This window comes from Microbulbifer variabilis (genome assembly GCF_052467165.1).
In genome coordinates this window covers 4591108-4612398 of the sequence record NZ_CP174301.1, presented here as the reverse complement: position 1 = coordinate 4612398, position 21291 = coordinate 4591108, and the positions used below count along the sequence as shown (strand labels likewise).

Sequence of the window (21291 nt, the reverse complement as noted above, 5' to 3'; positions counted from 1 at the left end):
GCTCTAACCAGGTAAAACTGGAAGAGGCTCATCTCGGCAAAACAAGGATGTTCAAATATTAACCAGAAGGAGTTGTTGGTAGCGGCAACACCTTGTGCCCAACTGCACAATCGGCTAGATTGCCGCGCTTCCCCCGCTTCGACAGTAAAGAGAGTTGAAATGAGCAAGCCTTTTGTAGCAATCCTGATGGGTTCCGACTCCGATCTGCCAGTCATGGAAGCCGCCTTTGGTGTGTTGGAAAAGTTCGATATTCCTTTTGAGGTAAAAGTCACTTCCGCCCACCGCACCCCGGAAGCCACACATAATTACGTTACCGATGCCGACAAGCGCGGCTGTGCAGCCTTTATCTGTGCCGCGGGTATGGCTGCGCACTTGGCTGGTGCAGTGTCTGCCACCACCCTGAAGCCGGTGATAGGTGTGCCGATTAACGCTTCCCTGGATGGCCTGGATGCCCTGTTATCCACCGTACAGATGCCTGGTGGCATCCCGGTGGCAACGGTGGCGATTGGCAAGGCTGGTGCCAAGAACGCAGCCTATCTGGCTGCACAGATTATCGGTTCTTCTGATGCTGAAATGCACCAGAAGCTGGTAGATGAACGTCGTGCCAATGCCGAAGCGATTATTGCCAAGGATGAGCAGCTGCAAAAAGACCTGCAGCAGCGCAAAACCAAGTAATTCGTCGCTATGTTGTATTCACCGCTCGCTGTAAAGCAGGCCGCCCGAGCCCTGGCGGCGGGCGGTGTTATTGCCCACCCTACCGAATCTGTGTGGGGGCTCGCCTGTGACCCAAATAATTTACAGGCGGTTCGGCGTTTGTTGCAATTGAAGAACCGTCCACTGGAGAAGGGCCTGATCCTGGTTTCCGGAGAGGAGGCGAGTTTTAGCGAATTACTCGACCCCCTCAGTGATGAGCAGCGCCAGCAATTGCATGCAACCTGGCCTGGTCCGGTTACCTGGTTGGTTCCCCATTTGGGCCGCATCCCCTACTGGGTCTGTGGCGCCCATCCGTCAGTGGCCTTGCGTTGCACTGACCACTCATTCACCGCAGCGTTAACACGCGCTTTTGGCGGTGCTATTGTATCCACTTCTGCCAACCCGGCGGGATGTCAGCCCGCTCGCTATAAGTACCAGGTGTTGCGATATTTCGGCGATGCGCTCGACTTTGTCGGTGGAGGCTCCACCGGCGGCCGCAATTCACCAAGTGAAATCCGCGATCTGCTCAGCGGAAAATTGATGCGCGCGGGTGGTTGATTTCTGATAAGCAAAAGCAGTGTTCCCCATGAATGATATAGATACCAAGGAAGTAAAAGCCTACCTGCTGAATCTGCAGGATCGCATCTGCGATGCCCTGGGCGCCGAGGATGGGCGGAAATTTCATGAGGATGCCTGGGAGAGACCTGGCGGTGGCGGCGGGAGAACCCGAGTGCTGGAAGAGGGCAACCTGATAGAGAAGGGCGGTGTGAATTTTTCCCACGTCTACGGCGATGGCCTGCCGCCCTCTGCTACAGCGAGCCGTCCTGAACTGGCCGGTTGTTCATTTGAGGCCATGGGTGTCTCCCTAGTAATTCACCCTCGTAACCCGTATGTGCCCACCAGCCATGCCAATGTACGTCTATTTGTCGCTAAAAAGCCCGGTGCCGAACCAATATGGTGGTTCGGAGGGGGATATGACCTTACCCCTTACTACGGTTTTGAAGAGGATGTTGTGCACTGGCACAGCACAGCCAAGCAGGCATGTGCCCCGTTTGGCGAGGATACCTACCCACGCTTCAAGCAATGGTGTGACAAGTATTTTTACCTGAAGCATCGCGATGAGGCTCGCGGAGTGGGTGGCCTGTTTTTTGACGATTTTAACGAGGGGGGATTCGACAATGCTTTTGCCTTTACCCGTGCCGTGGGCGACAGCTACTTGGATGCTTATCTGCCCATAGTACAAAAGCGAAAAGACACTGATTTTGGCGAGCGCGAACGTGAATTTCAACTGTACCGTCGTGGCCGTTATGTGGAGTTCAATCTGGTGTTCGATCGCGGCACTTTGTTTGGTTTACAAAGCGGTGGGCGTACCGAGTCGATCCTGATGTCCCTGCCATCATTGGTCAGTTGGAAGTACGACTGGCACCCCGAGCCGGGCTCAGCAGAGGAAAAACTCTATACAGATTTTCTGCCACATCGGGACTGGCTATAGCCAGGGAATTTGTCACAACGGAGGTATGCCGTGCATCAATCGCGACTGGAAGGCATCAATTCACTGTTTCTTGACTACCGACGCCACTTTGAAACAGGGGATGCTGAGCAGATTGCCGACTTTTACCGTTTTCCCCTACATTACTACCATGAGGACGGCAGTAAATCGGCAATTGATCGCGAGGCTTTTGTAAAGCAAGTAAGCAAGCTACTAAACGCCTATCGTCGTTTAGAGGTTTGTCAGATCCTTGGCACAGTAACAGAGGTTATCGAGTTGAATGAATTCAGTAGCCTGGCCAGTGTGCGCTGGACATTGCTACACCCCAAGGGAGAAGAAAAAGCAGTTGAGCTTTACAGCTCCCAAACCCGCTATTTGCTCACCGAGACAGAATCGGGGCTTAAGATAGACGGTCTGATTATTGTCGATGAAAGCGCCAAAATTCGGGAAGCGGCAAGGGCGCGCAAGAGGTCACTTTCATGAGTGATCGCTATGGAGTTGTGGGCAATCCTATTGCCCATTCCCTCTCCCCAGAAATTCACATCGCTTTTGCCGAGCAAACCGGCCAGGATCTTACCTATAGCAAATTGCTTGCACCTCTGGATGGATTCGCCCATAGCGTGCGTACTTTCTTTGCGGAGGGTGGCCGTGGTTTGAATGTTACGGTGCCATTTAAACTGAAGGCATGCGAGTTAGCGGATGAACTCACCGAGCGCGCTGCCGCTGCCGGAGCAGTGAATACTCTGATACTTCGACGAGATGGGCGGCTACTGGGTGACAATACCGACGGTGCCGGCTTGGTGGCCGATATCCGTGACAACCTGGGATGGCCAATTCGTGACAAGCGAGTTCTGCTGCTGGGCGCTGGCGGTGCTGCGCGCGGAGCCCTTTTACCACTTCTGGCAGAGCAGCCGGCTCATTTGCATGTGGCTAATCGCACCGCAGACCGGGCTGAACAATTGGCAGATGAATTCTCCCATTATGGCGCCCTCAGCGGAGGTGGTTTGCAGGGGTTGTGTGGTAGTTTTGACCTGGTGATCAATGCCAGCTCCGCCAGCCTGGACAATGAGCTGCCGCCATTGCCGGATCACCTGTTCGCTCAGGGGGGCAAAGCCTACGACATGGTGTATGCCACCGGAGCCACTCCTTTTGTGCATTGGGCTCATGGTTTGGGTATCGAGGCTGCAGATGGGTTAGGTATGTTGGTGGGGCAGGCAGCGGAATCATTTTTCTTATGGCGTGGTGTACGCCCACTGGTGACCCCCGTGATGGCCAGGCTGCGCCGGGAATTGAATAACAACAATAATTAGAGGAACTGGCTGTGCGTGAGTTGGTACGCAAATTATCCGTGTGTTTTGCTGTTGGTTGTTTTGGCGGGCTTTGTTATGCGCTTGGCCTTTGGGCTATGGGGCAATACGGTTTTACTCAGTGGCTGGGAGTGGATCTGGCTCCTCGGCTAAGCAACGCCTATTTATACCAGCGTATTGTTTGGGGTGGCCTTTGTGGGCTGTTGTTCCTGTTACCCTGGCGAAATACCTGGCTTTTGCGTGGCGCACTGCTCTCATTGGTGCCAGCTGGCTTAATGTTGCTCTACCTGCTGCCCCAGCGCGGTTACGACTACGGCGCCTTTATGCTGGGGCAACTGACTCCGTTAGTTATAATCCTGGCTTGTGCCATAGGCGGTATAGCTGCTTCCGGCTTACTGCGACTCCAGGGCAAGTAAAAAAATTGCCGGCAGACATGGCCGGCAATGTATTCAGGCTTCGAATTCGATCTCGATAAGACTGCAACTTTGGGTGTGGCCCATGGCGCGTTTGATGGTTGGATAGACTGAAGCAGTTGCCACGCTCACGCCCAGCTCAATCCGCTGTTTCTTATCGAGCTGGACACCGATGCGCTCATCCAGCACCGGATCGATATTCTTGTAACTCGCCAGTGCGGTGGAGAAGTCATAAATATCTTTTAGCGCTTCAGGCAGGTTGCTGCCGCCCTGGATACAGGCTTTGACCACTGCCGGATCTATTTCCGCTTCCAGCGCCATACGCACATTGAGCTGCAGGCAGGCACCGCAGTCGGCCACCTGCATGGCTGCCAGCTTACTGACCCAGAATATATCCAGTGGCAGGAATTCCCTATGCATGGATAGCGGTTGGAAATTGGCGAACTTTTCATAACCCTGCGGAGAGCTTCGCAAAAACTCCCTGAGGTAGTCCATGTCGTAGCGGTATCTACGGGAGAAAGTGTCCATTTCCTCTAGACGCTGCTGTTCATTCATATCGTAGGCTCCTGGTTGCCGATACTAGAAAGTTGGGCTCAATAGGCCCTGCAGCTAAGTTTTATTGTTATTTCCGTTAGGAAGAAATTAGCTTCTATCGGTAATTTCGATAGGTGGGCTGTAGTAGTTGCCGTATAGGCGCCTAGCCTCGCGTGCGAACCAAAGTCCAGCCTGGCCCTGGGCTGTTCTGGCCGACCAGAGCAGGTCGACATCCAGGCTCCAGGCACTGAGCGCGCTGGTTAAGTTTAGCTCTACTAATTTTCCGCTCTTTAGGAAGGGGCGTGCCAGCTCATATGGAGCGTTTACCCAGCCGACGCCTTTACAAGCTAGATCCAGAGCTTGCAGTAGGGAGTCACAGATCCAGATTTGAGCTGAGAGTTGCCAGCGGTGCTGGCTGGTCACTGATGCGGTGATAATCTGCCGGTACTGGGCAGCCTCACTGAGGCTGGCACTACTCTCTTGCGCCAGGGCGTGATCAGGGCTGGCGAGACAGAGCACAGGCTGTCGACCGAGGGTACTGAAATCCAATGCATCAGGGTAATTTTCCCGAGCATTTACAAAGGCGAAGTCTACGGTACCTTGGGCCACACTGCCTACAGCATGCTCGCCGTCGGCGCTGCTCAACTGCAATGTAGTGTGGGGAAAATGCTTACTGAATGTCGCCAGCATGTCGTTGAGGCGGTCAGGCATAACCAGCTCTTCAAACTGGACTCGCAACAGTGGCTCCTCTCCGCATTGGTAGGAGTCCGCAGCCTGCTGGAAACGATGCAGCTGTCCCAGGGCCTGACGGGCCAGAGGCAGCAGGGCCTGGGCTGCTGCAGTGGGCTGGGGATACTTTCCACTGCGATCGAACAGAACTAGCCCCAGGTCGAGTTCCAGGTTTTGAATGGAGCTACTCACTGAAGACTGTGCGCGGCCCATTCCCCTGGCGACAGCAGAAAAGGATTTCTCTTCGCACGCGCGCACGAAAGTGTGCAGTTGATCGGTATTGAGGTTGAGCATGGGCACTCTTTAAATCAGTGAGTGTTTAGTACTGTTCCTGCAACAGGTACTGTTCTTTGAGCTTCACATAGTTCTCAGCAGAATAACGGAAGAAAGCCCTTTCTTTTTCGGATAGAGGGCGAGCTTTCTTGCAAGGGGCACCTACATAGAGGTAGCCACTTTCCAGGGTTTTGCCCGGTGGCACCAAGGCTCCTGCAGCTAGCACCACTTCATCCTCAATCGTTGCACCATCCAACACAATGGCACCGATACCGATGAGCACTCGATTGCCAATGGTGCAGCCGTGCAGGCAGGCCTTATGTCCGATAGTGACATCTTCGCCAATCGTCAGGGGCCAGCCGTCAGTATTGAAAGGGCCGGCATGAGTGATATGTAATACAGCCCCATCCTGTACACTGGTCCGCGCACCTATTTGAATACGGTGCATATCGCCGCGTACCACGGCCATTGGCCATACGGAGCAATCATCCCCGAGAGTGACATCGCCGATCACAGCCGACTGTGGATCGATATAAACACCATTACCGATTTGCGGGACTTTCTCGCCGGCAGAGTCGTTGTGGCTGCGCAGTGGGGACATAAAGAAGCTCCTGTACAATGAATCCTCTATCATAGCTGTATCCTATTTCGAGCACAGGGTCCTATATGTCCAATCCATTACTGAATATCCCGCTACTTCCGGCATTTGACCAATTGCAGCCGACACAGGTCGAGCCGGCAATCTCCGAGCTGATCGCCCATTGTCAGCAACAGTTACAGCAGGGCTTGGATAATCCGGGCTGGGAAAATACGCTGGTACCCCTAGAGCAGGCCCAGGACGAACTGAACCGCGCCTTCTCTCCGGTGAGCCACCTAAACAGTGTATTGAGTGGTGAGTGGCGCTCGCCCTATGAAGCTGCACTAGCGCAAGTGACTGCTTATTGGACCGAACTGGGTCAAAATCGTGAGCTGTATGAGGTTTACCAAGAGCTGGCTGCCGCTCAGGGATTCGATAGTTGGCAACAAGCTCGTAAAAAGTCGGTGGAATTGGGCCTGCGGGATTTCGAGCTCAGTGGTGTTGGGTTACAGGGGGGTGCCCGTGAACAATTCGCAGCCAACAGTCGCCGTTTGGCAGAGCTTTCCAGCCAGTTTGCCAATAACGTGCTGGATGCCACAAATGCCTGGACCTGGCACACTGAAGATGAAGCAGAGTTAGCGGGCTTGCCGCAGACTGCGTTAGCGGCTGCAAGCAGCGCCGCGCAGGGCAAAGGTAAAAACGGTTGGTTGGTCACACTGGAGGGCCCCTGCTATCTGGCAGTAATGACCCATGCGGATAATCGCGAATTACGTCGTCAGGTGCACTTGGCTTTTGTCAGTAGGGCTTCTGAAGTTGGTCCGAATGCTGGTGAATTTGATAATTCCGAGGTGATGGAATCCATTTTGGCTCTGCGTGCGGACCAGGCTCGACTATTGGGTTTGGACAATTATTCCCAGCTATCCCTGGCCAGCAAAATGGCGCCAAATACTGAGCGTGTACTGGAATTTCTTAACGACTTGGCAAAGCGGGCAAGGCCGGCTGCTGAGCAGGAGATGAAGGAACTCAGTGAATTCGCCAAAATAGAATTCGAATTGGATGAATTACAACCCTGGGATATTGCCTGGGTAGCGGAGAAGCTTAAGCAAAAACGCTATGCCATCAGCCAGGAAGAACTACGCCCCTATTTCCCCTACGCAAAAGTCGTCGATGGATTGTTTGCGGTCGTTGAGAAGCTTTTTGGAATTACTGTCGAGGAGGATACCTCAGTTGCTACCTGGCATGACGATGTGCAATTTTTCTGGCTACTGAGGGGCGGTGAACGTATTGCCGGCTTCTACCTGGACGCGTTCGCCAGGGAGAAAAAGCGTGGCGGCGCCTGGATGGATACCGTGGCAACCCGTCGCCAGACTGAGCAAGGAATACAGTTGCCCATTGCATATCTCGTTTGTAATTTCAGTCCAGCTGCTGGTGATATGCCTTCTCTATTAACACATTACGAGGTGACCACGCTGTTCCATGAGTTTGGTCATGGTTTGCACCACATGCTCACGAAAATTGATGTGGCAGCTGTTTCCGGGATTAATGGTGTTGCCTGGGATGCTGTTGAGATGCCCAGCCAATTCCTGGAGAACTGGTGTTGGCAACCACAGGCGATAACCATGCTCTCTGCACATTTTGAAACCAGTGATCCTCTGCCGAAGGAACTGCTGGATAAGATGCTTGCGGCAAAGAACTTCCAGTCCGCCATGTTTACTGTGCGTCAGCTGGAATTTGCATTATTTGACTTCCGCTTGCATTGCTGTGAAGAGGAATTGTCCGCCGAGAAGATCCAGCATCTGCTTACTGAGGTACGCTCTGAAGTTGCCGTGGTGCCTGTATCGGCACAAAATCGTTTCCAGCATGCATTTAGCCATATTTTTGCCGGCGGCTATGCGGCAGGGTATTACAGTTATAAGTGGGCGGAGGTGCTGTCTGCTGATGCTTTTTCCCTGTTTGAGGAGAAAGGCATTTTTGATGAAACCACTGGCAAGCGATTCTTGCATAGCATTCTAGAGCAGGGAGGTAGTCGTGATGCACTTGAACTGTTTACTGAGTTCCGTGGTCGAGAACCCCAGATTGATGCACTGTTGCGCCACTCTGGTATCGAGCAGCAAGAACTGAACATCAGCCCGGCTTGAGAAGCCTCCATATCATGAAAGATTGAGCAGTAGTCATGATCAGTACAGAAAAGCCTGATGGGAAAAAGAAATCGCAGAAAAAACGTTTCATTGCAGGTGCAGTCTGTCCGCGCTGCAGTGAAATGGATCGGATTGTAAATTACCAGGAGGAGGGTAAAAATTATCGGGAATGTGTTTCCTGTGGGTTTAAGGATGAAATCCGCTTGCAATCTGCGCCAACGGAATTGCTAACAAGAGTCAGTTCCACACAAAGGAAAGAAGTACGTGAGGAACCTGTCAAACTTATTCAGCCGCCCCAAAAAAATAAAAAGTGAAAAAGATATATTTGTTATTGACCCTGTTGGTAGTCGTTTTTGTAGTAGGTTTGTACGGCCTTGATCGTTACCGTGAGATCAAGAGGCATCAGCAAGAGCAGACAGCTCACTTGCTGGCCAGCTGTGTTAACCAGGGAATTCTGAGCTTATTTCGCTTGCAGGCAAATGACTGGAAAAAACACCCGAATTTCTATCGTGAGCAGCAGCAAGTACTGAATGCAGATATTGAAGCATTGCCAAAAAAAATTTTGGACGGAAAACCGTTTGAATCCTGGCGGTATGCTGTGGAGATCTGTGAGAAATTGACCAGGAATACCAATCTGCAACATATCACTATTTTTCGGCCTCTCGGCGAACTGGCTTCCGCAGAAATGTCAGATGCCAGAACTTTCAAGAGAAAGGAATCGCTGCGTAAGCGTAAAAAAATCATCGGAGGGCTTAAGGAATCCGCCCGTGCTGCAGACAGATATCTGAGAGATCTGCAGAGTGATATTAATATTAAGCTGCAGGCCTACCGGTTCTCAGATCAAGAGAAGGAGAACATCTGGAACCGAATTAATTCTGAAGTGCTCGATTATTATCAGAAGGGTAGTTTCTCCCTTAAAAGAGCAGAGATCTATCTTGAGCGGGTTTCTAGTTTCTATCGGCTGATGGCTGAAAATACCAGAGGGTATACTGTGCGAAATGGTAGCCTGTATTTTTACAACTCCAAACTCCGGTCAGAGGTAGAAGGACTGAATCGTGCGATGCTACAGGGGGAGGGTGAGTTTTTTGCCAACTATACCCAGATAGTTGCCCGGAAGCAGATACCGGTATCTGTCCACTAAAAAAATGGTGAGCGGGTTTTAATGCATTATTATGCCCGCTCAGTATTTACCATCCTGAAATTATAGTTTTTATAGTTTTCATTTCTCTGCATTGATTCGTTCACTCTGTCTGTACTAATTTCTTTTTGAGAATAACCGGAATGAATATTCCGCTTATTCTGAATAGTTTGTTGTATCGGTGTATTTATTTTGTTGGCATGCTCCTTTTTGTATCCAGGAGTCGGTTACAGTGTAGTATCGATAATAAACTATGAGCCCCACAGAACGTGCACTAATCCACAAAAATAAGCTGAACCATATGCCATGGTTGCCCCAACTCTGGGTTAACCACCAACTAGGGAAGAAAACTACAATAGTGGCAATAAACATTGTATCGCGCATTTTTCGACTTCTACCGGCACCAATAAAAACTCCATCGAGTTGATAGCTCCATACCGCTATTAGCGGTAAGGCACAAAGCCACCAGTACACGTGATTGGCCTGTTCTATAACAGTACCGATATCAGTAAACAGAGAGAGAATAACTGGCTGTGCCACAACCAGAAGTATGGTAAGGCCTATAGCGCTGCCGAGAGCCCAGATTCCAGCACTGTGAACGGTTGCCTGGAAGAGCTTGCTTGATTTTTTAGCAATGGACTCTCCTACCAGCGCCTCAGTGGCATGTGCAAAGCCATCAAGGGCATAAGAAGTAATCATCAAAAGCTGGAGCAGAATTGCGTTGGCAGCCAAAACAGAGTCGCCTTGAGACGCCCCCTGGGCCGTGAAAAAAGTCAGTGTCAAAAGCAAAAGACATGTTCTAATAAATAGGTCTGTATTAATGTGGAGTAATTCGATCCAGGGCTTTGGATCAGCCCAGGGAAGAAGCTGACGCTTACATAACTGGTTAACGATGTCAGACCAGATATCGCCATCTATCCGGCGAAGTAAATAAAAACCGAGTACAAAGGCAAATAGATCAGCGCTTACGGTAGCAGCTGCGGCACCCTTTGCGCCAAGGCCAAGGCCGAGTATCAGCAGAAAATCCAGGCCAATATTAAGAATATTGGCGGCGAGTAATATATATAAAGGAGCGCGGCTATCCTGCCTGCCAATAAAAAATCCGAGTATGGCAAAGTTGGCTAGCGCGATAGGGGCGCTTATCAGGCGTATTTGTAAGTAAGATAATGCATGAGGGCCAGCTTCAACACTGGCATTCATCCAACCGACTATGTGGCTTAGTAAGGGAAAGGCAATTATTTGGAGTAAAACCCCGAGGCTGAGAGCCAGTAGCAGTGCGCGTAATAGCCAATCAACTCCTCCCTTATCACTTCGGGCTACTAGGCCGGTAGTGCCCATGCGAAGAAAACCGAAGGCCCAAAGTAGCATGGACATGACGCTCGCACCTACAGCCACTCCAGATAGATACTCTGGCGAGGGTAGGTGTCCCAGAATTGCGGTATCCACAGCCCCCAATAAAGGGACAGAGATATTGCTCAGAATCATGGGCCAAGCAAGGTTCCATACCCTTCGCAGTGGCTGTTTGTCGAGTTGTGAATGCTGCATAGGAAAAGCCACGGAAAATATATTTTTGCCGGCTAGGCATAAGTATCGGACTGAGGTGTACTAACTCAGTTGAAGTAAGTCGATTGCATAGTGCAGTTAACGGGCTTTCGGCATGATCTGTTAGAGCTTGAAATAATCACACGGCATAAATGAAGAGATTGGTACCAGTTTTACCTGTGGTGCCAATGCCAACCCGTCGGCTAGATGGCGGATTGATGATATCGCAGATTATCCTGGCGTAAAAATCTTTTGTTGCTAAGCTGTCGATTATGCCATATCTGCATGGTAAATCTTGGCCGAAAAAATATTGAAATATTTATCTTTGATTTAAACAGAGGTTGATTGGATTTTGCTTAATGAACCTCGGTTTATGGGACTTTAAAATAGTAGTCATATTTATCCAAAAAAATCGTCTTGTTACAAAGTATCTGTAAATAAGCTCATACTTAGTAAGAGCATCTCAAAATAGTGATGAAATTTATTTGTAATTCCCTAACAAGTTGGAGCACACGAGCATAATTTTTCGCTATAAGCGTCGATTGACTTTTCGGTAGCAATATGTTCCCGTTGTACCTGCAGTAGTTGCGACAAATAAGAAACACAGGTTGTTGGTTGTACCTTCCGGACGACGACATCTGAAGTAAAAAAATCTTTTACTAAGAATAACAAGTTGCACTGACGGCAGTAATGCGGAGTTATCTCTCCGCCCAGTGTATGTAGTCTTGTGTTACTACAGTATGTCCACAATTTTTGTGTGGAATTAACCCTGTATCGCCATATGGTACTGGGTGATTTCAGTTATCCGTGAAGGCCAGCGGCCAAAATAAAATTTCGGGTTTCCCTGTGAAGCCCGCAACCACGGAGATCTGTAGGCGATGTTGAGAGGCTTCGATCGGCTGTTCGCCTTGCTGGCTGCTTCGCTGACCGCCCACTCTACAGTGGCGGAAGAGCAAGCTGTTGAGCGCTGGGGGGTCAATATGCCCAAAGGGGTAACGGAAGTTGCCCAAACCACCTATGAACTGCACATGCTCATTTTTTGGATTTGTGTGGCCATAGGTGTCCTGGTTTTTGGCGTCATGTTCTATAGCATGTGGCGGCATAGAAAGAGTAAAGGGCACCAGGCTGCACAATTCCATGAGAGCACCGCAGTCGAGTTGGTGTGGACAATTATTCCCACCGTTATCCTGATCCTGATGGCAATCCCTGCCACAAAAACGCTGTACGATATCTACGACACAGATAAGGCTGATCTGGATATCATGATTACCGGGTATCAGTGGAAGTGGAAGTACGAATACCTGGGCTCTGATGTTTCCTTCTTCTCTAACCTCTCCACGCCCCGGGCACAGATTAATAATCAACAGCCCAAAGGGCCCAACTACTTGCTGGAAGTGGATGAACCCTTAGTTGTTCCTATTAAGAAAAAAATTCGCTTCCTGATTACAGCCAATGATGTAATCCATGCCTGGTGGGTACCGGATCTCGCTGTTAAAAAAGATGCAATACCGGGTTTTATAAACGAATCCTGGACACGCATTGAGGAGCCTGGAATTTACCGCGGTCAGTGCGCAGAACTTTGTGGCAAAGACCACGGATTCATGCCAATTGTTATCAAGGCGGTCCCAGAAGAAGAATATACTGCCTGGTTGGGTGGCCGGGCTGAATCCGCTGCGAAGATACGCAAATTGACTGAGAAAAATTTTACCTTTGATGAGCTTTTCGCCCAGGGGGAAAAAGTTTACAACCGTGCTTGTGCTGCCTGCCATCAAGCAAATGGCAAAGGTGTACCCGGGGTTTTCCCGGCTATAGCTGGATCGAAAATAGCCACCGGGCCACTGGATACTCACCTGGATATCGTCATTGATGGCTCCCAGGTAAATCCTGCCATGCAGGCATTTGGAGAGCAATTGTCTGAAGTAGATCTCGCTGCGGTAATTACCTACCAACGCAATGCCTTCGGCAACGAAATGGGCGACACAGTTCAGCCTATTGATATCCTCAATTTCAAGAATAAGCAGTAAATGCCCGGAGGAAATTTAGCATGGCACATGGTCCTCAAGCTGGATTAAAGCGGTGGCTTTACACCACAAATCATAAAGACATAGGTACCCTTTACCTATGGTTTAGTTTTGCAATGTTTTTCTTGGGCGGGTGTATGGCGCTGGTGATTCGCGCCGAGCTGTTTGAACCGGGCCTGCAGATTGTGCAACCCGAGTTTTTTAACCAAATGACCACGATGCATGGGCTTATCATGGTATTCGGTGCAGTTATGCCGGCTTTTGTAGGCCTTGCCAACTGGATGATCCCGATGATGATCGGCGCTCCGGATATGGCTTTGCCACGTATGAATAACTGGAGCTTCTGGATATTACCTTTTGGGTTCGCGATGCTCGCATCCACACTCTTTATGGAGGGCGGTGCCCCTAATTTTGGCTGGACTTTTTATGCGCCTCTCTCCACTGAGTACGCACCACCCAGCGTAACCTTCTTTATTTTTTCTGTGCATATCCTTGGTGCCTCCTCGATCATGGGAGCTATTAATATTATTGCCACCATCTTGAATATGCGCGCACCTGGCATGACATTGATGAAAATGCCGCTATTTGTTTGGACTTGGCTGATCACTGCATACCTTTTAATTGCCGTGATGCCTGTTCTCGCAGGTGTGGTAACTATGATGTTGATGGATATTCACTTTGGAACCAGCTTTTTTAGTGCTGCTGGCGGTGGAGATCCTGTGTTATTCCAGCATGTATTCTGGTTCTTTGGGCATCCTGAGGTTTACATTATGATTTTGCCGGCATTCGGCATTATCTCGGCAATTATCCCTACTTTTGCCCGCAAGCCGCTATTTGGCTATAGCTCCATGGTATACGCCACTGCGGCGATCGCTTTTTTGAGCCTGATTGTATGGGCGCATCATATGTTCACTGTGGGTATGCCAATCGCCGGTGAACTTTTCTTTATGTACGCAACGATGCTGATCTCAGTACCTACTGGTGTAAAGATATTTAACTGGGTATCCACTATGTTCCGTGGATCAATGACTTTTGAGACCCCGATGCTGTTTGCAATCGCATTTATTATCCTGTTTGCGATTGGTGGATTTTCAGGATTGATGTTGGCGATCGCTCCAGCAGATTTTCAGTATCACGACACCTACTTTGTAGTAGCTCACTTCCACTATGTTCTTGTCCCAGGAGCTATATTCTCCATTACCGCGGCTGTTTATTATTGGCTGCCTAAGTGGACGGGCAATATGTACAACGAGACCATGGGTAAAGTGCACTTCTGGCTGGCTTTTATCGGTTTGAATCTCACGTTTTTCCCTATGCACTTTGTTGGTCTCGCCGGTATGCCAAGACGAATCCCGGATTACGCATTGCAATTTGCCGACTTTAACCAGATGGCCAGTATAGGAGCCTTCCTCTTTGGTGCGGCACAGGTGGTATTTCTGTTTAATGTGGTACGCACTGTAATGGGGGGTAAAAAGGCTACCGAGCAGGTTTGGGATAACCCACAGGGGTTGGAGTGGACTGTACCTTCACCGGCTCCATACCATACTTTCAGTACGCCGCCGGTTGTTCGTTAATCTTTGGATAGCTAATGAGAATCAGCAAAAATAGCAAAGTTACTGCGAAATTGCTGGCGCTAGCCGCCAGCATGCTGGTATTCGCTATATTTGTTATGCCGCCTCTCTACGACGCTTTTTGTGAAATTACTGGTTTAAACGGTAAAACAGGAGGGCGTTACGAGGCCGTGCCTGCAGCCATAGATACCAGCAGGTCAATCACAGTCCAGTTTGTAGCGAGTAATAATGACAATATGCCATGGAAATTCTCTCCCAGTGTTATGTCGATAGAAGTACACCCGGGTGAGATCATGGATACTGTGTTTCTCGCATTTAACCCTACCAAAGTGGATATGATCGGCCAGGCTATTCCAAGCTTGGTACCGTTTAAGGCAGCGCAATATTTCCATAAAACCGAGTGCTTCTGTTTTAATCAGCAAAAGCTAAAAGCAGGGGAGAAAGCGGAGCTACCTCTTAGATTTATTGTCGATCCAGATATACCTAAAAATGTGAAAACCATAACCCTTTCCTACACGCTGTTCGATGTTACGGAAAGAATTTCTAAAAATGTCGATAAAAATAATACCAAGTCCGCGCGAGAGGGATAAAAATATGGCTACTGAAAGCAGTTACTATGTACCCGAACAGTCTAGGCTGCCAATATTTGCCACCATTGGTTTGTTTTTGATTGCTTTTGGTGCTGCAAATTGGATCAATGGTGGCAGTTCTTATGTTTTCTTTACTGGTGCGCTAACCCTGGCGACTGTGCTGTGGTTCTGGTTTGCTGCTGTCATTAAGGAAAATATGGCAGGTTTGAATAGTGAACAATTGAAGCGATCTTATGTATGGGGGATGGGTTGGTTTATTTTCTCTGAAGTTATGTTCTTTGCGGCATTTTTTGGAGCATTGTATTACATAAGAAATTTTTCTGTCCCCTGGCTCGCAGGAGAGGGAGAAAATGGTATTTCCAATATGTTGTGGGAAGGTTTTGAAAATGCCTGGCCACTCTATGTGACTCCAGATGCAGCAGCCCATGGTGATACTGCAAAATTTATAGGGCCAAAAGATGTTATTGATCCTTGGCACCTTCCATTGTGGAATACACTCATTTTGCTGACTTCCAGTGTCACAGTTCACTTCGCTCATGTTTTTCTTAAAAAAGGTGAGCGTGGAAAGTTCAATGCATGGTTGGGAATTACAGTAATTCTTGGAGCCGTATTTTTGTACCTACAGGCGAAAGAATACTATGAAGCATATCAGCACTTAGGGCTTACGTTAGAATCCGGAATTTATGGCACTACATTTTTTATGTTGACCGGATTTCATGGTGCCCATGTGACCCTGGGGACCATCATGTTATTAATTATGTTGTTGCGATCTGTAATTGCTCAGCACTTTAAACCTAATGATCACTTTGGTTTTGAAGCTGCGAGCTGGTACTGGCATTTTGTAGATGTTGTTTGGGTTGGCCTCTTTATCTTTGTCTATGTTCTTGGAGCTTAGAATCGTTGTATCTTTGATTCCCCCTTTACAGAAGTAGAAGGGGAATCAAAGAATTAATATTTGTCTGCCCAAGGTGCGCTCTTAGCGAGAATTCCACTCTCGAAACCGTACCAAATAGCTAATAAGAGTAAAGCGGCAAGGGAAATTCTGATTCCCAATGCATACAGCGTACGCTTTGATTGGGGGGCTCCCATATCCCGTAGTAGAAAAAACAAAGCACTGGAAAGGCTGACCAGTATCGCAAGAAATAGAACCACAATAACTATCTTCAGCCACATATTATTATTTTCCATCAGTGATGTAGTAACGTATGAGAGTAGAGATACCATCAGTTCCTACGAAAAATACCAGTGTAACACTGATTCGTAACTGGCCTATAACCCTCTTCTCAATAGGCTTGTTTCCAATTTTAGTCTCATTGGGATTTTGGCAATTGGAGCGAGCAGAATATAAAGAAACCATTCGCGAAGAGATTGATGCGAGGTTGTCCTTACAACCGGCAAGACCTGATGCAAATTTAGATTTAAGAAGATTTACTCCAGTAAGTTTGTCGGGGCAGTACACCGGAGAATACTTCTTATTGGATAACCGGACTCGAAGTGGACGGGCAGGTTATGAAGTCTTACAGGTTTTTATATCCGCCGACCAAAGGTGGTTGATAAACCGTGGATGGATACCCTTATCAATGAACCGAGATGTACTTCCAAAAGTTTTTTATCCAAAGAACCCTATAAAAATTATAGGTTTTCTCTATCCTGTTGCAAAAAAAACTTTAAATAATCTGTCTGCTCAAGAAAAAAATCGGCGAATACAGTTACTCGATAAAAATCTGATGAAAAAACTAGATCTATATGATGCATCTTGGGTGATCAGACTTAGTGCCGATTCAAATTCTGCATTAGTAACTGACTGGAATTTCATTAAAAATAGTGCAGAGCGTCATAGAGCATACTCCGTACAATGGTTCTGTATGGCAATAGCTTTGGTAATTTTATGGGTGTTCGCGGCTACCAATTTTGGTAGGCTCTTTGGATATAAATAGAAATAAATGAAGGGTTGCTGGAGTGGAAAATAAAGAACAAGTCTCTACCTCTGAATATGCTAGTAAAACTACCAGCTATTTTTCTTCCAGAAAGTTGCAAGGGATATCAATTGTTGCATCTGTCCTGTTGCCCATGATTGCAGCATATATTGTTTTCTATACCGGACTTGGTATACCCAACAAAACTACTAATCAGGGAGAATTAATTCAACCTCCAATAAAAATTAATAATCTCAAAGTGTCTTATCAAGGTGAAGAAGAGATATTTCCATTAGATGCGTCTCCAAAATGGCGGTACCTGATTATTGGAGGCTCAAAGTGTAGCAATGAGTGTGAACAACTTCTGTATACCAGTCGTCAGGTGCATATACGCCTTGGTGAAAAAGCACACCGAGTGGAGCGGCTTCTAGTAACTGGTGCACCAATGTCTCTTGAAAAACAAGAATATTTTAGGGTTGAACATCCACGTCTGAAAATTCTGCAATTGAACGAGAATAGTATCCGAACATTACAGGAATTGGCAGCCCTTCAGAATGTAGATGAAGTCAAAGCGCTTCTCATTGACCAGGAAGGCTTCGCTATGATGGCTTATGACAACCATCATAACGGCAATCAGTTGTTGAAAGATATTAAACGATTATTGAAGTACTCCTATGAGAAATAAAAAGGATCAGGGGATGGAGTCGACAACTAATAGGAATAGTAATGCACGTCCGAATTTTGGGTTACGTTCAAAAGTGGCGTTAGCGGGCTGTATTTTGGCAGTAGTAGTGGTCGTTTTAGGTGCATTTACTAGATTGGTTGATGCTGGCTTAGGTTGCCCCGATTGGCCTGGTTGTTATGGACACCTCACTTGGCCAGATGAGGCTCATGAAATTCAGTCTGCCAATAAAGCCTTTCCAGATGCTCCTGTGGATGGCAGCAAAACCTGGCCAGAGATGGTTCACCGCTACTTTGCAGGCATACTTTTATTGGTGGTTGCTACTTTGACTTACTTGAGTTGGCGTAGCCCAAATAAACGCACGCTTAAGCAAACTAATTTGTTGATGGCTCTTATTGTTTTGCAAGCAATATTTGGGATGTGGACTGTAACGTTAAAACTCTGGCCGCAAGTGGTTACCGCTCACCTACTGGGAGGCATGGCCACATTGTCTATGTTATGGCTTTTGATAGAACGTATGAGAAAAACCCCCATTTATATTCCGGTGGATAAATACCGTGCTCTACAGAGGTTACGTCCGCTAGCGTTTTTGGCCGTTTTAGTTATCGTATTGCAGATCGCTTTGGGTGGATGGACAAGCTCCAATTACGCAGCACTCGCATGTCCGGACTTTCCTACCTGCCATGGAGAGTGGTGGCCACAGGCTGACTTCCAAGAGGGATTTAATATTACTCAACAAATAGGGCCGAACTATTTGGGGGGGGCTTTGGAGAGTGATGCACGTACGGCTATCCATCTTAGTCATCGGATCGGCGCTCTACTGGTGACCTTGGTAGTGTTCACGTTGGCGATACTGAATTGGAGAGTAGGTCTACATCGTTGGGCACTGATTCTAAGTGGACTTCTTTTATTTCAGTTAGGTCTGGGTATAGCAAATGTCATTATGTTTTTACCTTTACCTATTGCAGTTGCACATAACGCGGGTGCGGCCTTACTACTGTTAGTCACTTTGACTTTTTATTATCGTATTCAGATTGTTCAACCATCGGGTATAGAAGATAGTGAAGCTCAAACTAATTTAGTATTACCAAGGTCTGCTCTGACTGGCGAACTTTAACAAGAATAGGTTCATATCAGGGAAGTTAGGAGATCAATAATATTATGACCATACAAACTGCTAAATTAAATTCAACAAACTGGCGTGACTACTACGAGCTGACTAAACCTCGAGTAGTTATGCTGATGATACTAACTTCAGTAATTGGTATGTTACTTGCGGTGCCGGGTATGGTGCCATTGCATACTTTGATATTGGGGAATATTGGGATTGCACTATGTGCTGGGAGTGCTGCAACAATTAATCATTTAGTTGATCGGTATATCGATACTAAAATGGCGCGCACCAGTAACAGACCAGTAGCGAAGGGGAGGGTTGAGCCACGTAAGGCACTGGTTTTCTCCCTGGCACTTGGACTGCTTGGTATGGTTGTGCTTTTGGTTTTTATAAACGCTTTAACTGCCTGGCTCACACTCATATCGCTATTGGGTTATGCAGTTATTTATACTATGTTCCTTAAGCATGCCACTCCACAAAATATTGTAATTGGCGGCCTTGCCGGGGCTGCGCCGCCTTTACTTGGTTGGACGGCGGTTACTGGTGAAATCCATGGCCATGCCTTGTTGCTTGTGCTGATAATTTTTGCCTGGACCCCACCACATTTCTGGGCGTTGGCAGTACATAGGAAGGATGATTATGCCAGAGCTAATGTTCCTATGCTTCCTGTTACCCATGGCGTGCCATATACCAATTTGCATATTTTGCTGTATACATTCATCTTATTCGCAGTAAGTCTTTTACCCTTTGCCACTGCTATGCTGGGTTGGCTTTATCTCTTGGGTGCGATTGTACTTGGCTTGGGATTTATTTATTGGAGCCTGGTAATGTTGCGTGGCAGAGATCCCAATGCAGGCATAGAGACATTTAGGTATTCCATTATTTATTTGATGGCACTTTTTGGCATTATGTTGCTAGATCACTACTTAATAGCGGTGTAAGAATATGAATCATAGTGGATTAAATAATAATGATATGCTAACTGAGCAACGTCAGAAACGTGGTATTCGTGTTACAATTGCTATTTTACTGTTATTCATAGTAGCAGTATTAGTCGGCTTTGTTCATAAGTTGAGCCAGCCACGAGTAATAACAGATTCCGAATTGCGATTAAATGGTGCGGTAAAACTTCAGAAGGCAAGGATATTAGATAATTTTCAGTTGGTTTCAGATACTGGAGAAGTATTTCATACCGATAGCCTAAAAGGCCAATGGACTTTAGTTTTTTTTGGTTTCACACACTGCCCAGATATTTGTCCTACCACATTATCCACTTTAAATAGTTTTTATCAGCTCCTTGACGGTAATACCCGGAGTAATACCGAAATAATTCTGGTCACTGTTGATCCGGCCAGGGATAATCCAAAAATTTTACATGATTATGTACGTTACTTTAACAAAGAGTTCCATGGAATTACTGGGGATTTTTTTGAAATAAAGCGTTTTGCTAGCCAACTCAATGTTCCTTTCAACAAAGTAATGCTGGATGAGGGCGGTTATACGGTTGATCATGGTTCTCAGGTGGTGTTAATAAACCCCTTTGGCCATTATCATGCTTTTTTTAAGGCACCTTTGGATCCTGCTAAGTTAAAATTAACTTATCGCTCAATTCGGGCGACATTTAATGGTTGATTTTCAGTTATATTCATTATATTTAAAGAGGGGGAGGATCGCTTTCCAAACGGTGATCTGAAGATGCGAAATAGTATTTCTGAGACTAGAAATTTATTAGATAGAGAAGGTATTCCCTGGGGAGCACCAGCTCTTTTATCTCTGTGTGTAATTCCTTTTGGTTGGGCGGGTCTGCTAGCACCAGTTATCTGGTTTGTATTGGTAGGGTTGGAAGTAAGTAAAGGTTGGCGGCGCTTTACCCTATATTTTATTGCGGTTATTTCTATGCTAGTGGCTGCTTCTAATATCATCCCTGGCAGTAATCGCTTACACGTCTTGCCACCTTATTCAGATAGTAGTGGAAATCTCATATATGCTGGTTTTAATGTCGGTAAAGCAATTGTTTCAATTGCAATACTCGCTTTTATGTTACGATTACGTCAGACGATAAGAATTTCTGATCTCCGCTATCTACTCTTGGCTATTATTATTCCTGTAATTACAGGTATGTTCCTTTATGGTCCATCGATAAAATTATCTTGGGTGATTTTTTTTGCCGCGCTTATTAACTTAATTATTATTTGTGTTAGTGAGGAAGGTTTTTTCCGTTGGATATTACAGAGAGGTCTGGAGGAGGGGCTGGGCCGCTTACGATGGATTTCCGTTCCTATTATTGCAACTCTGTTTGTTCTACTACACACTGGCTGGTCGGCCAATTCTGCTGCTGTTTTGTTATTGGGGATCGCCTCATTATGCTATGCCATACTGTGGTATATGTTTAGAAACTTTTGGATCTGTGTGTTGGCACATTGGGGGGTTAATTTCCTCCATATGCTAACTCTTCCTTATCCGTTGCCTGGCTAATTGATGAATAACAAGCCTTTTAAAACTGATAAATTATCCTGTAAAAAATTGATTAGTCTGGGTGATAATTGAATTCTGGAATTTATTTT

Annotated in this window: 24 protein-coding genes; 19 read left to right on the top strand and 5 right to left on the bottom strand. The window is 47.2% G+C overall.

What is annotated here, in order from left to right; genetic code table 11:
* Positions 1–159: 159 nt before the first annotated feature.
* From purE to ACJJIP_RS20540, 6 genes are read left to right on the top strand one after another with little or no spacing between them, the layout of a single operon-like run.
* Positions 160–675, top strand: a complete 516-nt coding sequence (gene purE, locus ACJJIP_RS20565) for a 5-(carboxyamino)imidazole ribonucleotide mutase (RefSeq protein WP_020413850.1) — start codon at positions 160–162, stop codon at positions 673–675.
* Between the two features lie 9 nt (positions 676–684).
* A complete protein-coding gene (locus tag ACJJIP_RS20560; protein WP_020413849.1) occupies positions 685–1251 on the top strand; it encodes an L-threonylcarbamoyladenylate synthase in 567 nt (188 codons plus the stop codon).
* A 28-nt stretch (positions 1252–1279) separates the two neighbouring features.
* Positions 1280–2185, top strand: coding sequence for an oxygen-dependent coproporphyrinogen oxidase (gene hemF, locus ACJJIP_RS20555; protein WP_020413848.1), 906 nt, complete (start codon positions 1280–1282; stop codon positions 2183–2185).
* Positions 2186–2215: 30 nt separating this feature from the next.
* On the top strand, positions 2216–2665 hold the full coding sequence (locus tag ACJJIP_RS20550) for a DUF6841 family protein (RefSeq protein WP_020413847.1): 450 nt from the start codon (positions 2216–2218) through the stop codon (positions 2663–2665).
* Positions 2662–3492: a shikimate dehydrogenase gene (gene aroE, locus ACJJIP_RS20545; protein WP_020413846.1), complete on the top strand. Its 831-nt coding sequence runs from the start codon at positions 2662–2664 to the stop codon at positions 3490–3492. Before ACJJIP_RS20550 ends, aroE begins: the two co-directional genes overlap by 4 nt.
* Positions 3493–3503: 11 nt before the next feature.
* The gene (locus ACJJIP_RS20540; RefSeq protein ID WP_020413845.1) at positions 3504–3905 is read left to right on the top strand and encodes a hypothetical protein; all 402 of its coding nucleotides are present in this window, start codon (positions 3504–3506) and stop codon (positions 3903–3905) included.
* Between the two features lie 33 nt (positions 3906–3938).
* On the opposite strand, the gene ACJJIP_RS20535 is transcribed toward ACJJIP_RS20540, so the two are convergent.
* The 3 genes from ACJJIP_RS20535 to ACJJIP_RS20525 all read right to left on the bottom strand — a co-directional run bounded on the left by ACJJIP_RS20535 (position 3939) and on the right by ACJJIP_RS20525 (position 6039).
* Positions 3939–4457, bottom strand: coding sequence for a hypothetical protein (locus ACJJIP_RS20535; RefSeq protein WP_020413844.1), 519 nt, complete (start codon positions 4455–4457; stop codon positions 3939–3941).
* A gap of 87 nt (positions 4458–4544) precedes the next feature.
* Positions 4545–5459, bottom strand: coding sequence for a LysR family transcriptional regulator (locus tag ACJJIP_RS20530; RefSeq protein WP_020413843.1), 915 nt, complete (start codon positions 5457–5459; stop codon positions 4545–4547).
* Positions 5460–5484: 25 nt separating this feature from the next.
* Complete coding sequence (locus ACJJIP_RS20525; protein WP_020413842.1) at positions 5485–6039, bottom strand: gamma carbonic anhydrase family protein; 555 nt, start codon at positions 6037–6039, stop codon at positions 5485–5487.
* Positions 6040–6104: 65 nt separating this feature from the next.
* Between ACJJIP_RS20525 and ACJJIP_RS20520 the strand changes: the two genes are divergently transcribed.
* From ACJJIP_RS20520 to ACJJIP_RS20510, 3 genes are read left to right on the top strand one after another with little or no spacing between them, the layout of a single operon-like run.
* Entirely contained in the window at positions 6105–8153 is a 2049-nt protein-coding gene (locus ACJJIP_RS20520) for a M3 family metallopeptidase (RefSeq protein ID WP_020413841.1), read from the top strand.
* 35 nt (positions 8154–8188) lie between these two features.
* On the top strand, positions 8189–8467 hold the full coding sequence (locus ACJJIP_RS20515; protein WP_020413840.1) for a YheV family putative zinc ribbon protein: 279 nt from the start codon (positions 8189–8191) through the stop codon (positions 8465–8467).
* Positions 8464–9294, top strand: a complete 831-nt coding sequence (locus ACJJIP_RS20510; protein ID WP_444945897.1) for a hypothetical protein — start codon at positions 8464–8466, stop codon at positions 9292–9294. The genes ACJJIP_RS20515 and ACJJIP_RS20510 overlap by 4 nt, the downstream gene beginning before the upstream one ends.
* A 153-nt stretch (positions 9295–9447) precedes the next feature.
* Here the strand turns inward: ACJJIP_RS20510 and ACJJIP_RS20505 are convergent, their stop codons facing one another.
* Entirely contained in the window at positions 9448–10836 is a 1389-nt protein-coding gene (locus ACJJIP_RS20505) for an MATE family efflux transporter (RefSeq protein WP_444945896.1), read from the bottom strand.
* Positions 10837–11711: 875 nt separating this feature from the next.
* On the opposite strand from ACJJIP_RS20505, the gene coxB reads away from it, so the two are divergent.
* The 4 genes from coxB to ACJJIP_RS20485 are packed head-to-tail and all read left to right on the top strand — an operon-like array spanning position 11712 to position 15910.
* A complete protein-coding gene (gene coxB, locus ACJJIP_RS20500; RefSeq protein WP_020413837.1) occupies positions 11712–12857 on the top strand; it encodes a cytochrome c oxidase subunit II in 1146 nt (381 codons plus the stop codon).
* A 20-nt stretch (positions 12858–12877) separates the two neighbouring features.
* Positions 12878–14428, top strand: coding sequence for a cytochrome c oxidase subunit I (ctaD, locus tag ACJJIP_RS20495; protein ID WP_020413836.1), 1551 nt, complete (start codon positions 12878–12880; stop codon positions 14426–14428).
* 14 nt (positions 14429–14442) lie between these two features.
* The gene (locus tag ACJJIP_RS20490; protein WP_020413835.1) at positions 14443–15015 is read left to right on the top strand and encodes a cytochrome c oxidase assembly protein; all 573 of its coding nucleotides are present in this window, start codon (positions 14443–14445) and stop codon (positions 15013–15015) included.
* Positions 15016–15019: 4 nt separating this feature from the next.
* Entirely contained in the window at positions 15020–15910 is an 891-nt protein-coding gene (locus ACJJIP_RS20485; protein WP_444945895.1) for a cytochrome c oxidase subunit 3, read from the top strand.
* Positions 15911–15963: 53 nt separating this feature from the next.
* On the opposite strand, the gene ACJJIP_RS20480 is transcribed toward ACJJIP_RS20485, so the two are convergent.
* Positions 15964–16188 (bottom strand): DUF2909 domain-containing protein, encoded by a 225-nt coding sequence (locus ACJJIP_RS20480; protein ID WP_444945894.1) that lies wholly within the window; start codon positions 16186–16188, stop codon positions 15964–15966.
* A gap of 32 nt (positions 16189–16220) precedes the next feature.
* On the opposite strand from ACJJIP_RS20480, the gene ACJJIP_RS20475 reads away from it, so the two are divergent.
* The 6 genes from ACJJIP_RS20475 (at position 16221) to ACJJIP_RS20450 (ending at position 21202) form a co-directional block, all read left to right on the top strand.
* Positions 16221–16952 (top strand): SURF1 family protein, encoded by a 732-nt coding sequence (locus ACJJIP_RS20475; RefSeq protein WP_282952009.1) that lies wholly within the window; start codon positions 16221–16223, stop codon positions 16950–16952.
* Between the two features lie 22 nt (positions 16953–16974).
* Positions 16975–17616 carry a redox-active disulfide-containing membrane protein gene (locus tag ACJJIP_RS20470; protein WP_444945893.1) on the top strand — a complete coding sequence of 214 codons (642 nt, stop codon included), beginning with the start codon at positions 16975–16977 and terminating at the stop codon, positions 17614–17616.
* Positions 17606–18730 (top strand): COX15/CtaA family protein, encoded by a 1125-nt coding sequence (locus ACJJIP_RS20465; RefSeq protein WP_020413830.1) that lies wholly within the window; start codon positions 17606–17608, stop codon positions 18728–18730. Before ACJJIP_RS20470 ends, ACJJIP_RS20465 begins: the two co-directional genes overlap by 11 nt.
* A 44-nt stretch (positions 18731–18774) precedes the next feature.
* A complete protein-coding gene (gene cyoE / locus ACJJIP_RS20460; RefSeq protein ID WP_444902415.1) occupies positions 18775–19668 on the top strand; it encodes a heme o synthase in 894 nt (297 codons plus the stop codon).
* 4 nt (positions 19669–19672) lie between these two features.
* On the top strand, positions 19673–20359 hold the full coding sequence (locus tag ACJJIP_RS20455) for an SCO family protein (protein WP_444902414.1): 687 nt from the start codon (positions 19673–19675) through the stop codon (positions 20357–20359).
* Between the two features lie 63 nt (positions 20360–20422).
* A complete protein-coding gene (locus ACJJIP_RS20450; protein WP_444945892.1) occupies positions 20423–21202 on the top strand; it encodes a CPBP family intramembrane glutamic endopeptidase in 780 nt (259 codons plus the stop codon).
* Positions 21203–21291: the final 89 nt, after the last annotated feature.

Excerpts from the sequence above, each read along its gene's own strand:
- ACJJIP_RS20535 (WP_020413844.1), bottom strand. The coding sequence starts at position 4,457 with ATGAATGAACAGCAGCGTCTAGAGGAAATGGACACTTTCTCCCGTAGA.
- ACJJIP_RS20530 (WP_020413843.1), bottom strand. The coding sequence starts at position 5,459 with ATGCTCAACCTCAATACCGATCAACTGCACACTTTCGTGCGCGCGTGC.
- ACJJIP_RS20505 (WP_444945896.1), bottom strand. The coding sequence starts at position 10,836 with ATGCAGCATTCACAACTCGACAAACAGCCACTGCGAAGGGTATGGAAC.
- ctaD (WP_020413836.1), top strand. The coding sequence starts at position 12,878 with ATGGCACATGGTCCTCAAGCTGGATTAAAGCGGTGGCTTTACACCACA.
- ACJJIP_RS20520 (WP_020413841.1), top strand. The coding sequence starts at position 6,105 with ATGTCCAATCCATTACTGAATATCCCGCTACTTCCGGCATTTGACCAA.
- ACJJIP_RS20485 (WP_444945895.1), top strand. The coding sequence starts at position 15,020 with ATGGCTACTGAAAGCAGTTACTATGTACCCGAACAGTCTAGGCTGCCA.
- cyoE (WP_444902415.1), top strand. The coding sequence starts at position 18,775 with ATGACCATACAAACTGCTAAATTAAATTCAACAAACTGGCGTGACTAC.
- aroE (WP_020413846.1), top strand. The coding sequence starts at position 2,662 with ATGAGTGATCGCTATGGAGTTGTGGGCAATCCTATTGCCCATTCCCTC.
- ACJJIP_RS20515 (WP_020413840.1), top strand. The coding sequence starts at position 8,189 with ATGATCAGTACAGAAAAGCCTGATGGGAAAAAGAAATCGCAGAAAAAA.
- ACJJIP_RS20490 (WP_020413835.1), top strand. The coding sequence starts at position 14,443 with ATGAGAATCAGCAAAAATAGCAAAGTTACTGCGAAATTGCTGGCGCTA.
- ACJJIP_RS20450 (WP_444945892.1), top strand. The coding sequence starts at position 20,423 with ATGCGAAATAGTATTTCTGAGACTAGAAATTTATTAGATAGAGAAGGT.
- ACJJIP_RS20465 (WP_020413830.1), top strand. The coding sequence starts at position 17,606 with ATGAGAAATAAAAAGGATCAGGGGATGGAGTCGACAACTAATAGGAAT.
- ACJJIP_RS20455 (WP_444902414.1), top strand. The coding sequence starts at position 19,673 with ATGAATCATAGTGGATTAAATAATAATGATATGCTAACTGAGCAACGT.
- ACJJIP_RS20480 (WP_444945894.1), bottom strand. The coding sequence starts at position 16,188 with ATGTGGCTGAAGATAGTTATTGTGGTTCTATTTCTTGCGATACTGGTC.
- hemF (WP_020413848.1), top strand. The coding sequence starts at position 1,280 with ATGAATGATATAGATACCAAGGAAGTAAAAGCCTACCTGCTGAATCTG.
- purE (WP_020413850.1), top strand. The coding sequence starts at position 160 with ATGAGCAAGCCTTTTGTAGCAATCCTGATGGGTTCCGACTCCGATCTG.
- ACJJIP_RS20525 (WP_020413842.1), bottom strand. The coding sequence starts at position 6,039 with ATGTCCCCACTGCGCAGCCACAACGACTCTGCCGGCGAGAAAGTCCCG.
- ACJJIP_RS20560 (WP_020413849.1), top strand. The coding sequence starts at position 685 with ATGTTGTATTCACCGCTCGCTGTAAAGCAGGCCGCCCGAGCCCTGGCG.
- ACJJIP_RS20475 (WP_282952009.1), top strand. The coding sequence starts at position 16,221 with ATGAGAGTAGAGATACCATCAGTTCCTACGAAAAATACCAGTGTAACA.
- coxB (WP_020413837.1), top strand. The coding sequence starts at position 11,712 with ATGTTGAGAGGCTTCGATCGGCTGTTCGCCTTGCTGGCTGCTTCGCTG.